15 protein-coding genes are annotated in these 13,493 nt (G+C 65.8%); 12 read left to right on the plus strand and 3 right to left on the minus strand.

Annotated elements, in window-relative coordinates; translation table 11 throughout:
* Window positions 1–3: 3 nt before the first annotated feature.
* Genes QRQ56_RS11350 through QRQ56_RS11360 form a run of 3 tightly spaced genes read left to right on the plus strand, consistent with a single transcriptional unit; the run spans window position 4 to window position 1,539 of the window.
* Complete coding sequence (locus tag QRQ56_RS11350; RefSeq protein WP_438739823.1) at window positions 4–501, plus strand: hypothetical protein; 498 nt, start codon at window positions 4–6, stop codon at window positions 499–501.
* The gene (locus QRQ56_RS11355; protein WP_438739825.1) at window positions 498–1,262 is read left to right on the plus strand and encodes a hypothetical protein; all 765 of its coding nucleotides are present in this window, start codon (window positions 498–500) and stop codon (window positions 1,260–1,262) included. Before QRQ56_RS11350 ends, QRQ56_RS11355 begins: the two co-directional genes overlap by 4 nt.
* A gap of 19 nt (window positions 1,263–1,281) precedes the next feature.
* Window positions 1,282–1,539, plus strand: a complete 258-nt coding sequence (locus tag QRQ56_RS11360) for a hypothetical protein (protein WP_438739827.1) — start codon at window positions 1,282–1,284, stop codon at window positions 1,537–1,539.
* Between the two features lie 20 nt (window positions 1,540–1,559).
* On the opposite strand, the gene QRQ56_RS11365 is transcribed toward QRQ56_RS11360, so the two are convergent.
* The 3 genes from QRQ56_RS11365 to QRQ56_RS11375 form a co-directional block, all read right to left on the minus strand.
* Window positions 1,560–3,893, minus strand: a complete 2,334-nt coding sequence (locus tag QRQ56_RS11365) for a hypothetical protein (RefSeq protein WP_438739828.1) — start codon at window positions 3,891–3,893, stop codon at window positions 1,560–1,562.
* Between the two features lie 429 nt (window positions 3,894–4,322).
* Window positions 4,323–4,703 (minus strand): hypothetical protein, encoded by a 381-nt coding sequence (locus tag QRQ56_RS11370; protein WP_438739829.1) that lies wholly within the window; start codon window positions 4,701–4,703, stop codon window positions 4,323–4,325.
* A gap of 6 nt (window positions 4,704–4,709) precedes the next feature.
* Complete coding sequence (locus QRQ56_RS11375) at window positions 4,710–6,023, minus strand: wHTH domain-containing protein (RefSeq protein ID WP_438739830.1); 1,314 nt, start codon at window positions 6,021–6,023, stop codon at window positions 4,710–4,712.
* A 265-nt stretch (window positions 6,024–6,288) separates the two neighbouring features.
* Here QRQ56_RS11375 and sctI point away from each other — a divergent pair, with 265 nt between their 5' ends.
* From sctI to sctR, 9 genes are all read left to right on the plus strand, one after another.
* Window positions 6,289–6,780 carry a type III secretion system inner rod subunit SctI gene (sctI, locus tag QRQ56_RS11380; RefSeq protein ID WP_438739831.1) on the plus strand — a complete coding sequence of 164 codons (492 nt, stop codon included), beginning with the start codon at window positions 6,289–6,291 and terminating at the stop codon, window positions 6,778–6,780.
* 49 nt (window positions 6,781–6,829) lie between these two features.
* On the plus strand, window positions 6,830–7,645 hold the full coding sequence (sctJ, locus tag QRQ56_RS11385) for a type III secretion system inner membrane ring lipoprotein SctJ (protein ID WP_438739832.1): 816 nt from the start codon (window positions 6,830–6,832) through the stop codon (window positions 7,643–7,645).
* The gene (locus QRQ56_RS11390) at window positions 7,642–8,442 is read left to right on the plus strand and encodes a hypothetical protein (protein ID WP_438739833.1); all 801 of its coding nucleotides are present in this window, start codon (window positions 7,642–7,644) and stop codon (window positions 8,440–8,442) included. Before sctJ ends, QRQ56_RS11390 begins: the two co-directional genes overlap by 4 nt.
* The gene (gene sctL / locus QRQ56_RS11395) at window positions 8,421–9,101 is read left to right on the plus strand and encodes a type III secretion system stator protein SctL (protein ID WP_438739835.1); all 681 of its coding nucleotides are present in this window, start codon (window positions 8,421–8,423) and stop codon (window positions 9,099–9,101) included. Before QRQ56_RS11390 ends, sctL begins: the two co-directional genes overlap by 22 nt.
* A gap of 71 nt (window positions 9,102–9,172) precedes the next feature.
* Window positions 9,173–10,498 carry a type III secretion system ATPase SctN gene (sctN, locus tag QRQ56_RS11400; RefSeq protein WP_438740165.1) on the plus strand — a complete coding sequence of 442 codons (1,326 nt, stop codon included), beginning with the start codon at window positions 9,173–9,175 and terminating at the stop codon, window positions 10,496–10,498.
* Complete coding sequence (gene sctO / locus QRQ56_RS11405) at window positions 10,495–10,974, plus strand: type III secretion system stalk subunit SctO (RefSeq protein ID WP_438739837.1); 480 nt, start codon at window positions 10,495–10,497, stop codon at window positions 10,972–10,974. Before sctN ends, sctO begins: the two co-directional genes overlap by 4 nt.
* The gene (locus QRQ56_RS11410) at window positions 10,971–11,675 is read left to right on the plus strand and encodes a hypothetical protein (protein WP_438739838.1); all 705 of its coding nucleotides are present in this window, start codon (window positions 10,971–10,973) and stop codon (window positions 11,673–11,675) included. The genes sctO and QRQ56_RS11410 overlap by 4 nt, the downstream gene beginning before the upstream one ends.
* 36 nt (window positions 11,676–11,711) lie before the next feature.
* The gene (locus QRQ56_RS11415) at window positions 11,712–12,815 is read left to right on the plus strand and encodes a FliM/FliN family flagellar motor switch protein (protein ID WP_438739839.1); all 1,104 of its coding nucleotides are present in this window, start codon (window positions 11,712–11,714) and stop codon (window positions 12,813–12,815) included.
* 23 nt (window positions 12,816–12,838) lie between these two features.
* Window positions 12,839–13,483 carry a type III secretion system export apparatus subunit SctR gene (gene sctR / locus QRQ56_RS11420; protein ID WP_438739841.1) on the plus strand — a complete coding sequence of 215 codons (645 nt, stop codon included), beginning with the start codon at window positions 12,839–12,841 and terminating at the stop codon, window positions 13,481–13,483.
* Window positions 13,484–13,493: the final 10 nt, after the last annotated feature.

Consider the following 13,493-nt stretch of genomic DNA (forward strand, 5'->3'; position numbering starts at 1 on the left):
CCCATGCTCGACGATGTCGCGGCCGAGCGCGACGAATTCGATCCGGTGCTGGCAAGCGATCCGCTGGCGGATCTGCTGCTGAGCGTCGCGGCCATCATCGTGCTTGCGGTCCTTGCCATCCTGCCCAGCCTGCCGCAACGGACTGCCTCGGCGACCGAGGCGCAGGCCGGCTTTCAGCTGGACGGACGCCGCGTGACGCCGTGGCTCGCGACCTCCGCCGGACTTGCGATCGACAGCTCTCCGACAAACCTGATCCCACTGGACCGCATGTTTTCCGACCAGACGCTCGCGGCGGCATTGCAGGGGATGCAGCGTGCCAACGAGCCGCTGGTGCTGTTCATCGCGCCCGACGGCAGTGAGGCGGCATTTCAGTTCGAGGCGATCGCGAGCCGGCATGGCATTCGGCAGATCCGTCAGGTCAGGCTCGAGCCCGGCTGCGAACGCGCCATCGTCGCCCACTGCCTGCGGCCGCCTCCCCGCTCGAATGGACAGATCCGATGAGAGCCGCACCGGCCGGCATCTCCGCCGTGACCGACATCGCCGCGAACCTGTTCGCCTTGATGCTGCTCGTTCTCATCCTGCTGCTCGGCGCACGATCCGGATCGTCCAGTCCCTCCGAGCAGGTGCCCGAGCCGATCGACGTCGAGAGCGACCTCGTCAGCGTCGCCCGCGCGCCGCTCGCCAGCGAGGATCTCGTCGATCTCTTGTTCGAACGCCGGAGAGATTCCGACTCGATCCGAATCGACCTGCTCAACCAGGGCATCGTCGTCTCGGCGCGGGGCAAGGCCGAACGATTTGGCCTTGCCGACAACGCAATGCCGCACCTCGCTCGTCTGATCAACTCTCGCAAGACCCCGATCGGACTCTATGTGTTCAGCCCGCGCTTTTACCGGACCGTGATCGCGACCCTGGAGACATCGGGCGCGACCTGGCGCGAAATGTCGGTGCCGCAGGCGCTCAGGAGCAGCCTGACCGCGAGTGACCAGGGCTGGTCCGACGATTTCATGGGATTGATCTCCTCGCCCGCGGACCGTACGCAGTTCCGCCAGGGCCTTGCCCGGCTGCTGCAGTCCGGCAGCGACAAGGCGGCAGCCATCGCGTCGAACGCCCCAGGCGGGCAATTGCAGGCGCACAGCCTCGGCGAGCGGATCGCACGATGGTCGCAGACGGCCCTCAACGCGACCGCGATCCTGGGCGGGCTGATCTTCATCCTGTGGGTGGAATTCCGCCGACGCCGGGCCTTGTCGGCAGAAACGACATAGCGAGAGTACGGAGAGAATCATGCCCTTCGACAGCGATCCGATCCAGCGCACCGCAGGCCCCCTACCGCGCTTCCAGACCGAGGCCGGCGGCCGGGATCCGCTGCCTCTCAGCTCGCCGCTGGAGGCGAAGAAGCAGGTCGAAGCCGCGCACAAATTCGAGAGCTATCTTGAAGGCCACGCAAGGCGATCCCACGAAACGCGGGTGGAGGAACGCGCCGTGCTGTTCGACACCTTTGCGCGTCTGCGCGAGGAGAGCGTCTATTCATTCCAATACTGAACGCAGCGGCTTCCGCGGGGTCATTCGCGGATGCGCATCGCCCCGCGCAGCTGGCGCGTGATGTTCTCGATCTGGTTCGAGGCCCGGATCACCCGCGGCGTGATCAGGACGATCAGCTCGCGGCGGATCGCGTGGTCCTCCGATTGCTTGAATAGCTCACCCAGCACCGGAACCTTGCGAACCACGGGAATGCCAGTCTCGGTGCGATCGACGCTTTCCTGCATCAGCCCTGCCAGCATGACTGTCGCGCCCGACTGCACCATGATGTCCGACTTCACCTGCCGGGTCTTGATCGTCGGCGTCAATCCGCTTGTCGTGTCGTTTGGCACCGCGTCACTGACCTGCTGGTCGATCGTCAACAACGCCGAATTGTCGGCCCGGATCCTCGGCGTGACCTCGAGAATGATGCCGGTGTCCTTGACGGTGATTTGTTGAGTCACCGTGGTTCCGGTGTTGAGCTGCGCGGTCGCCGTCGAGGACGAAAACGGAATCTGGTCGCCGATGACCAGGCGCGCGGTCTTGCCGTCGACGACGGTCAGGTATGGCGTCGAGATGACCTTCACATTGGTCACCAATTGCAAGGCCCGCAGGACCACATCGACCGTCGCACCCTGTACCCCGAATTTCGCACGAACATACCCTCCGCCCTGGTTCGCGGTGACCGCGCCGTGCGGCGTCGAGCCGACCTCCAATCCCTTTCCGTTGAGAAACGCCTCGACACCACGAGACAGGGTATCATTCAACGTCACTTCCGCGACCGTCGCCTCGATCACCACCTGCGCCTGTGGCACGTCGAGCACCTTCAACCGATCCCTGATCAGCTTGAAGAACGAATAGGACGAATAGACCATCACGGCGTTGCTGCGCGTGTCGGCGACAAATTTCACCGGCGGCGCTCCTGCGACCGCGACGGCGACCGGCGCCTGGCCGGCAAGGCTGGACGCGATGGCGGCAGCGGTGCTGCCATTGCCCGAAGGCGCCGCCCCACCCGACGGCGGCGATGCGCCACCGCCAAGTGCGAAACCGGGACTGCTGAAGCCGCCTTCTTCGGGCGCGACGCCGCGGGGCACCTGGATGGGCGGCACCGGAGCCGCCGACGGAGCGGACGCCGCGGCCTGGCCGGGCTGCGCGCTCGCGGCCACAGGCACCGCCGCAGGCGCGGCAGCAGCCGCCGCAACGCCACCGCTCGCGGCGTAGATCGCCGTCAGCTGCGGCACGATCTCGTCCGCGCCGAGATGGATCAAGGGAATGATGCGCATCGCCATATCACCGCCGGTGTCGCGGTCGAGACGCCGGATCAGCTCCTTCAGGCCCTGGAGCGCCCTCTTGTCCTTGGTACCGATCAACAGCGCCTGCTGGTTATCGAGTGGAACGATGGTCGCGGCCTGCGCCTGAGCGCGGTAGAATTCCCCGAGTTGCTGAGCGATCTTTTCCGGCGAACTCTGGCTCAAGGGAACGATGGCGACGCGATCGTCGCCGAGGCTGCTGTCGGAGATGTTCACGAGCTCCGCGATCTTGTCGAGCTCGGTCGCCGGTGCCTTCACCACGATCGACGCACCGCCGCTTGCCGGGACCATCGTGATCTCCTCCGGCACCAGTTGCCGCACGAAGGCGATGACCTCATTGGCACTGCCCTTGCGCAACCGCAGCACGCGGGTCGTCTGGTCGGTGGCCCGTCCGGGCGCCACGGTCTGCTGCAGCCCGGCCATCGCCTCCGAGGTCGCGATCTGGTACACGCCGTTCATGTAGCGCATCTCGAGGCCGTTGCGGCCGAGCACGTCGCGCACGACCTGCAGCACCTGGTTCTTGGAAATCGGCTGCTCGGTGCGGAACGTCACCGACCCCGCCATATCGTCCGGCGCGACATAGTTGACGCCGAGCGCACCGCCCAGCATCTGCTTCAGGAAGAAGTCGAGAGATGCTTTCTCGAACTTGACCGTGACCTTCTCGTCGGGATCGAACTTGTTGCCTCCCGCCGACCGAATCTCCGCGGCATCCTTGCTGCTCGCCTCCTCGTCCACGGGGACCTCGACCTTCAACGAGCCCGTCCAGGCCGAGATGGCCGAGCGCGCCGCCGGCGGCTGGTTGACCCTGCTTGGGTCGACATTGGCGCCGCGGCGCACCTCGGCCCCCGTCCAGAGCCGGGAACTGTCGTCACCGCGGTAAACCGTCTCGCGCGTATTCTCGGCCGACAGCGCACCGCCGTTGCAGCCCCTGAATTCGAGCTGATCGGGCGGAAGGTTGGCGCGGTCCGCGCAGCTATCTGCGTTCAGGAATGCGCAGCCGGACGTCAAAAGCGCAGCCGCGATCAACGCCGCGACCGTTGCAACGGCAGAGCGCCCAGCACGTCTCATCAGACCGCGGTCCTTCTCTCGTCGGGCCCGGTCAACGCGGCGCACGGACGAATCGTGCAATCGCTCCGGCAGCCTGCAACTCGGACCTGGCGCATGGGGCGGCGAACCGATGACGGCGGCGAACGACTCTCGCGAGATACGCACTTCAAGCTGAAATCTCCAGGTCCAACGGACCAATATCGCCGCCGGTACAAACACGAATGGTGTCCCTCGAACGCTTCATTGCCAGAGCAATGGAATCCGGGCGTCCTACGTTCGAACGATGCAATGCGTTTTCTCCGTCACTCCGCCGACGGCCAGCGTCAAAAGCGCAATCACTTCAATCCGGGCCATGACGATTCAGTGATGATCGGCGCCCGCGCCAAGCGAGAATCTCGCGCGCTGTTGCAGGAAAGCCATCGTCGCGCGTCAACGGAATGGGCCGTCTGGTCACGAGAGCGAGCGATGCAGTTCGTCGAGCCGCGTCAGCGCCTCGTCGAGCGATTGCAGATCGAATCGCGCCTCATCCATGTCGATCGCGAGCGCGATCGCGCCATCCGGCGCCAATCCAGCGTGGACCATGGATCCGCTGAAAGGATCGTAGCCGGCGATATCGAGCAACTCCTTCAGCATCATTGCCGCCATTCGTCGCGGCCTGCGCGACAGGCAAACGATGATCCGTTGGCTATCCTCGGCTGCCATGATCGACAACGTTCCGCGCTCGGCGAATTCGAATCCGTAGCTGAAGTCCGGAGCCGGCCGGGCGGCGATCCCGGCGTTCCCGGCAAAGGCCTCGATGACCCGCCGCGCCAACACTGAAAGCTGCGCCATCTCGTGCTATGCCGCCGATGCGCCGCTGGTCTGTTCGTAGAATCGTTCCTCCTCCTCGGTGAGCCGCTGGCACAACGCGCCGAGCGCCAGGTGCTGCAGCATCCGCTCCTTGGCGTTGGACCAGATCCCGTCCGGCAGTCTGCTGTGCAGGTCCATCAGGCCGTTGGCGAACACCACCTGGCTCGCGAGCACGGCTGTGGCGACCGGGCCAAGCAGAACGCGCGTGTCGGAGGGGCCCACCACGGGCTTGGCACAGAACAACAGCAGCACCGACGTCAACTTGACCGGCTCGGGGCGCCATTCGAAGCGCGGCAGATGAGGCTCCGTCAGACGCAGCAATTCCCGCGTGTCGTCATACGCGCTCCTCAATTGCCAGAGCTTCTTCAGCTCGGAGGTCAACGAACGCAGAAAAGCCCGATCGCTCTGCAGGGTCACGCCGGCAAGATCGCTGCCGATCTCGGCGAGCAGCGCCGGCAGGCTGCTCTCCAGTCCGATCTCGACCAACTCCTCGAACAGCTCGCCGAGATTCTTAAGCTCGCGAAGCCTCCTGCGGTATCGCCTGCGCACGGCGGCCGGACTGGTCTCGAGCGTTTCCGCCGCAAGCAGGGCTTCCTGTGCCGCGATCACCTGCGCCAGCGTGGCCTGCGGCACGATGCCGTCGAGCTTGGCGGACAGCAGGCTCAGCATGTTGAGAAAAAGGGGATTGGCACCCCTGGACTCGAAATAGCCGCGCGCCAGGGCGACGGCCGTCGCCTTGTCGGTGATGCTGCCGAACTTGCCCAGCGCCTGCATGAGCTTGCTCTCGAGATCCTCCTCGTCCCGCGCCTGCCCTTCGCCGTCACCGCCGCCGCGGCTGCCTTCGCGATCGCCGATGGTGCGCACGCGCTCGTTGTCGACCTGCGCCGCCTCCTGCTCGGCAAGCGCATCGACGCCCTCAACCGGTTCGGCTTCCTCGGCGTGGTGCTCGTGCGCGGCCTCGCCGCCGGCCAGTTCAGCAAGACCATCGAGAAACTCGAACATGCGCGGCAAGGCCGTCTTGTCGATCTCGGGCAATTCGGCCAGCGTCTCGTAGAGGGACGTCGTCGTCACCCCCGGGTCCTGCTGGACGCGGCGCGCCAGGTCCTGGACGTTGGTCCGCACCGTCGTCACCACGCCGGCACCTTGCGCCGCCGCTTTCGTGATCACCGCATTGTCGAGCGTTGGTCGTACGGCTTCGCTGCGATAGCTGCCCTGCCGCTCCGCCATCAACCCGGTTCCGACCGGCGAGCCGGCGTTATCGGCGGCGATCGACTGCCGTGCCGTCTCGACCGATACTGCCACCACGCTCTCCCTAGGCGAACCGTCTCCTTCCGAAAATAACAATCCCCTCGCGCCCGACGTGTGCCGCAGATTACAGGCCGCGCGTCCCGCCGCTCAATGGAACTATCGCGGCGCAATTCGTCATCGCGAAAAGCTGATCGACGTTTCGATCGCGCGTCATTCGATCGAGGGATGTTGGGCCCTGGGTTTGGTGATAGATCCGCTCGCAGCAGGGGCATTCATTTGGATCGCCCATACTTTTGATTTTTATTTCGGGAGAACGCCGGTGGCTAGCATTGGTTTGACGGATCTTGCGCATCAGGCGGGCACACCGAAAGTTGGACGGGTCGAGCCAAGCGAAGCGGCGAGCCAGCGCTTTTCCGCGACCATGGAGAGAGCCGCGACAAATCGAGCCGCGGCTTCTCCCCCTGCAGACGTCGCAAGCGCGACGCGTCCGCCTGAAACGATCATCGCTGCGAATGGCGGAACGGCCGCGGATGCGCAGGATCGCGCGCGCCAGGCCTTGGACCTCAATCCGCCGAAGACGGCGCCGGCGCCTCACGGCGACACCATCCTGAACGGATTGCAGAATTTGCGCGGCGCGTTCGACAAGCAGGAAGCCCGCATCAACAATCTTGCCTCGGCACGTGCGGCCGACACCAACACGCTGCTGTCGATGCAGATGGAAGTCGCAAAATTCTCCGTGCTCGTCGACGTCACCTCGAAGCTGACGGGAAAGTCGACGCAGGCGCTCGAGTCCCTGCTCAAGGGGCAGTGAGAGCCTGCCACAGTCGCTTCCAGGACTCACAGCAAGCGGAGCTGCCCGCATGGGCCTGCGTATCAGGGCTTTGATCGTTCTCGCTGCGCTCGCGCTCGCGGGGTGCCAGCAGGAGGTCTACTCCAATCTGTCCGAAGCCGATGCCAACCAGATGCTCGCCGTCCTCACGGCCAATGGCATCGCGGTGGACAAGGCCTCAAAGGGAGCCAAGGACGGTTTCGCCATCTCGGTCGACCAGCGCGACATGTTGCGCGCAATCGCGCTGCTCAAGGACGCCGGCTATCCCAAGAGTACCTATGTGTCGCTCGCCAAGGCGTTCGAGAAGACCGGGATCATGTCGACGCCGTTCGAGGAACGGGTCCGCTACATCAACGCGCTCGGGGCCGAGGTGTCGCAAACGCTGAGCCAGATCGACGGCGTCGTTTCTGCGCGCGTCCATATCGTGCTGCCGGATTCCCCAACGCTCGGCCAGCCGGTGAAGCCGTCCTCCGCGGCGGTCTTCATCAAGCACCAGCCCGGCGTCGATCTCGATTTCTTCCAGCCCCAGATCCGCCGCTTGGTTTCGAGTGCGGTGGAAGGGCTGGATTATTCGGCCGTGACGGTCGTGCTGATGGACGCCGCGCCGACCAAGCTGAGCACAGCGGCACCGGCCGACCGGCCGAAGACCATCGAGGTGCTCCCCGGGCTCAGCGTCCTCGAAGGCAGCCAGACCCGTTTCTGGCAGATCGCCTCGGGAACCGGCGTGCTGCTCGTCGCCCTGATCGCCCACAGCCTGATCTCCCTGTTCTCGTGGTGGCGCGGCCGGCGGCAGGATCGGGGCGGCCGTTCGCCCGCGACCGCGATGGCCATGGTGGAGCCGTCGTGACAGCGGTCCTGGCAGCGCGAGCCGAGGAGTTCACTGCGCCGGAGCGGCCTCCGCTCCCCGACATTCCCGCGACGCCGGATCCGCGCGCGGAAGCGCGAACACTGGAATTGGCCGCGCGCCTGGCCTCGCTGCTCCGGCGTCCGATCGACTACATCGACCCCACGCAATGCAAGCTTGAGCCGCTCGGCGGCGCGATGATTGACACCATGGCCGGTCACCGGGCGTTTCGCGCTCCGATCAACCGCGCCGTTGCAGCCCAGATCGGCTTCGATGCCGTTCCGATCGACAATCTCATGCTCGGCCGCCTGCGCCGCGCGCCCTCCTCGCGCCTTGCGGTCGTGATCCTGACGGCTCCATTGGACGAGGTAGCACACGTGGCGAGGCTGCTGGCCGCCGCCATCCTGTCACGGCGGATCCGCGGCACGGTCATGAAGGCCGATCGCGAGCAGATCCGCGATGCACTCGGCGGAGGCGTGTTCGACTTCGCCATCCAGGAAGTCCCGGTGCTCTACCCCTCCCTCTGCGAGCTCGACCTGACACCGCGCAACGAGCCGCTGCAGCCGACCACGGAGCCCGGCCAGGTCGGGCAGATCGAGCAGCTCGGGATGGCGGCACTCGGCAGGTTCCTCGACGGCACCGAGCCCTCGCTCGCCGGCCCGTTCGCGCTGCGCCTGCCGTCGGCCATTCATTATGCGTCGCGCGACAGCGCCGTCGGACGTTTCGAGACAATCCATTGTGATCAGATCGTAAAGATCGTGCGCCGGAGACAGCAATCGTGGTCGGCTATTATCGATTGAAGGAATTCGACTACGCGCTGGCGGCCGGTGCACATATTTTGCCGCGGTCCGAATTCGCAGCCATCGAAGAGGCCAATCGGCTGATCGCGGATGCGGAAGCCGCAGCGACCGAACTGCGTCATCAGGCCGAATTGTCGTATCAGAGCGAGACGCGCCGCGGCTACGAGGACGGCCTCGTCGAGGCACGGATTCGATCGGTCGGCCAGCTCATCGAGGAGAGCCGCACGCTCGATATGGGGCTGGTCGCGATCGAGCGCGATCTTTCCCGCCTTGTCGTCGAGTGCGTTCGCAAGCTCGTCGACGGGTTCGACGACGTCGCGCGCGCCGAGGCCCTGGTGAAGGCCAGCTTGCGGCAGATGCGCCGCGAGAAGAGCGCCGAGCTTCGCGTCTCGCCCAGCCTGCACGCACATTTTCGCGAACGCATCGCGGCCATCCTGCACGAATTCCCGGAAGTCCAGCTCGTCGACCTCGTCGAGGACCAGACGCTGCAGGGATCGCGCATCATCCTTGAAACAGGTGTCGGACGCGTCGACGGCAACATCGCGGAACGGTTCGCCGACCTCGAAGCGGTCATCCGCAGCGCGCATGCGAAGGCCGCCGCCGACGTGCTCGACGCCCTCAGCAACCACAGCGACGCTTCGAGCGAGATCCAGCCGTGAACAAATACGCAGGCTCGACCGAAACCGCGGCCTTCGACGTCGCCTCGATCCGCGCCGCCCGGTCGGCGCGGATCACCTCCAGGCTGGCCGGGTTCGTCACCGACCTGCAAGCGCGGGTCGCGACGTTCGAGCCGTTCCACCTCACGGGCCGCGTGCGGAAGGTCGTCGGCACCATCATCCACGCCGCGGTCCCGGACGTCCAGGTCGGAGAGATCGTCGAGCTCTACACGCGCTCGACCGGCAGCAGCCTGCTCGCCGAATGCGTCGGCTTCCTTCAGGAGGAAGCGCTGTTGTCGCCGATCGGCGAGACCCACGGCGTCTCGCCGCGGACCGAGGTGCGCCGCACCGGCCGCGTGCAGTCGGTCGCGGTCGGCCCCGGACTCAAGGGCCGCGTGCTCGACGGCTTGGGCAACTTCATCGACGGCCGGCCCGAGCGTTTCGAGCCCGAGGCCTGGTATCCCGTCCACAAAGGCTCGCCGGACCCGATGAAGCGCCGGGTGATCGACCGTCCGCTCACCACGGGTCTTCGTGCCATCGATGCCCTGCTGACGCTCGGCGAAGGCCAGCGGATGGGAATCTTCGCCGCCGCCGGCGGCGGCAAGTCCACCCTGCTTTCCATGATGGTCAAGGGCGCCGATGTCGACGTCACGGTGCTGGCGCTGATCGGCGAGCGCGGGCGCGAGGTGCGCGAATTCATCGAGCACGACCTCGGCCCCGAGGGCATGGCGAAGGCGGTGCTCGTGGTCGCCACCTCGGACAAGAGCCCGATGGAGCGCGCCAAGGCCGCTTATGTCGCCACCGCGATCGCCGAGTATTTCCGCGACCAGGGCCAGCGCGTCCTGTTCCTGATGGATTCCGTGACGCGCTTTGCGCGCGCGCAGCGCGAGATCGGCCTCGCCGCCGGCGAGCCGCCGACCCGGCGCGGCTTTCCGCCGTCGGTCTTCGCCACGCTGCCGAAGCTGATGGAACGCGTCGGCATGAACGACACCGGCTCGATCACCGCGCTCTACACCGTCCTCGTCGAAGGCGATGATATGAACGAGCCCGTCGCCGACGAGACGCGATCTATCCTCGACGGCCATATCATTCTGTCGCGCAAGCTGGCGGCGGCAAGTCACTATCCGGCCATCGATATCCTCAGCTCCAAGAGCCGCGTCATGGACGCGATCGTCCCGAAGCGGCAGACCGCAATGGCGCGCAAGGTGAATGCCTGGCTCGCCGCCTATGCGGACATCGAGCTGCTGGTGAAGGTCGGCGAATACAAGAAGGGCTCCGATCCGCAGTCGGACCTTGCGATCGACAAGCACGATCCGATCAACCAGTACCTGCAGCAGGCGACCGACGAATTCGACGACATGGAAACCACCCTCGCCAAGCTTGCGGAGCTGACCTCATGATCGAGCAGCTGAAGCTGTTGCTGCGGCTCAAGGAGCTGAAGGAAGACCGCGCCTTGCGTGCGGTGAACACCAAGCGCATCGAGGTCACCGCCGCGCTCGCCGAGCTCGACCGCGCGAAAGGCCATGTCAGGGACAGCGAGAGGACGCTGCCCGAGCGGGAAGACGCCATCTACGAACCCATCATCGGCCGCGTCATCGACCACGACAAGATCGAGGAGACCAAGGGCCTGCTGTGGCAGCTGGAGAACCAGCACGCCAAGCTGGTGGATGCCTCCGAGCGCGCCGTGCACGTCCACGCCCGCCTCGACCGGCAATTGAAGGACGCCGTTGCCGCGCATCGTCAGTCGATGAAGGAGCGCGACAAATATTCGCTCCTCACCGGCACCATCGGCGACGAGGTCCGCGGCCAGGCGGCGTACCGGGACGAGATCGAGATCGAAGACATGTTCAGCTCGAGAAGCAGGAGGCCAGCATGATCAACATCGGCAAATCCGGCAGCGGTGCATTGCCCGGCAACGGGCTCATGACCCCGAACGATGTTGGCGTCGATCCCCGCGCCGGCACCGGCCCGCAGGCCGACCTGACCGACGGCGGATCCCTCGACTTCGACGACGATCTCACCGGATCGTCCTACGCGATGACGGATCGCGAGGCCGGCTTCCTCCGCAGCTTCCGCGCCGCCATCCGCGAGGCGAAGCGCGATTCAGAGGGCCAGGACGGCCAGGAGCAGCAGACGCCGGAGCCGCGCGTTCTGGCTATCGCCGAGCAGCCGCGCTGGACCGGATTGCCCACGCCCGCCGATGCGGCTCCCGCCCCTGCCGCCGCATCGTCGACCGACGCCATCGTGAACGCCGTGACGGAAGCGATCGACCGATCGATCCGTGCCGAGATGGCGCCGCGCGACGGCGCGCCGCTGCAGCTCGCTCTCGCCTTCCCGCACGAGGAGCTCGGCCTCACGGGGTTGTACATCACGTTCACGCCGACCACGCTGGACGTCACCTTCGAGCGCGTCGGGCCGGAACTCTCCGAAGCACTGGTCCGCGCCGCCGAAGCCCTGGCCGCACGGCTGTTGACGCGCCAGTCCAAGAAGATCGTTCGTATTCTCGATATCGAGAAGCGTCCTGACGCGGCGGATCGGGAGCCTGATGCTCTGCCACCGCTCAGCCTTTTTCTCTGATCGCTTCCCCATCGCAATGATCGCTGTCTTGTGCTCATGACCATCGTTCACTGGCAACCGCCCGCGTTTTCGGCCGCGTTCGATGACCACGAGCTGTGGAACGCGATCCTGTCCTATCGCGACGTGCCGCTGTCACGGGGCCCCTCCGGTGCCGCGTTCCGGTTTGCGGCGATCGATCCGCCCGATCCGGCGACGCCCGCACTTCTGGTGCAACCGGACGGCAGCCCGCTCTTCGTTGCCATCATCGAGACGTTTCCCTTCGCGGCGCTGTTCGGCGCAGATCTCGATATGCCTGATGTTCACGGCCTGCCACCCGCACTGCGCGGCTGCATCGAGGAAGGCGTGGTCGGCACCATCTGGGATGCGATTCCCGAGAACCACATGGGCCGGCCCACAATCGTCGCGCGCGGCGCGTTGCAGGAGGTCTCCCGGCGGATCGGCAACGGCCTGCAATGGTTGTCGGTGACCATCGAGCGCATCGCGGCCGAGCCGGTCCGGCTGGTCATCGGCGCGGCGATGTCCTCGTTCACCTCGGTGGTCGCGGCGGGAGCGATTGCACCCGCGGCCGTCAAACTGGGATTGGCGGAGAGCCTTGCGACCGAAGCCTGCCACACCCTCGGAAGCCTTCGCTTGTCGTATCGCGACCTCTCGCGGCTGCAGCCGGGCGATGTGGTTGCGCTTCCGCGCCTGCCGCCGGATCTCATCGTGCTGCGGGCGCAAGGCCGCGCGCACGCCTTCCGCCTCACCGATGAAACCTGGGTCTGCCTCGGCCATGAAGTCACCGAGCGGTACCGACGATCCCTGCTCGAGAGGGTGAACAGCATGTCCGACGACCACGATCCCTTGCCCCGGATCGGCGCAGATCCGCAACCGGATGCCGCGGCGACCGACGCACCTGTCGCGACAATGGCCGAGCTCGGCGTCATCGTCGATTTCGACATCGGCCGCATGAGCATCCCGCTCGCGCAGGTCCAGGCCTGGCAGCCCGGCGCCGTCGTCTCGCTCGATCGTCCCGCGCTCGACAACGGCGTCGAGGTGGCGATCCGCGCCAACGGCCAGCTGATCGGCATCGGCGATCTGATCCGCATCGACGAACGCATCGGCGTGCGCATCACCCGCGTCATGTCCTCTCCGGCATAATTCAGCGTCGGCAACACACGGCCATGACCGATCCCTTCAATCTCATCCTCATCCTCGGCCTTGCGGCGCTGCTGCCGTTCATCGCCGTCGTGACCACGAGCTTCATCAAGATTTCGGTGGTGCTGTCGCTGGTCCGCAATGCGCTCGGCGTCCAACAGGTGCCGCCGAACATCGCGCTCAATGCGCTCGCGATGATTCTTTCGGCCTACATCATGGCGCCTGTCGTCATGGAAACGTACGACCTCGTCAGCGCAGCGAAACCGAACTACGGAACGGCCGACGGCCTCAAGACCGCCTTCGAGACCGGCCGCGGACCGCTCGAGCGCTTCCTCGGCAAGCATGCCTCGGGCCGCGAGAAGGCCTTCTTCCTGGAATCGGCGCGGGAGCTCTGGCCCAAGACCCTCTCCGACGGCCTGACCGCGGACAACATCGTGATCGTCCTGCCGGCCTTCACGGTGAGCCAGCTCCGCGAAGCCTTCGAGGTCGGATTCCTGCTCTACCTTCCCTTTCTCGCCATCGACCTGATCGTGACCAACATCCTGCTGGCGCTCGGCATGATGATGGTCAGCCCGCTGACGATCTCGCTGCCGTTCAAGCTGTTCCTGTTCATCACCGTGGACGGATGGTCCCGCCTGATCCTCGGACTGGTGAAGACCTACTCCCACTGATCGTCTCGCT

This window comes from Bradyrhizobium sp. U531 (assembly GCF_051710265.1).
Classification (GTDB): domain Bacteria; phylum Pseudomonadota; class Alphaproteobacteria; order Rhizobiales; family Xanthobacteraceae; genus Bradyrhizobium.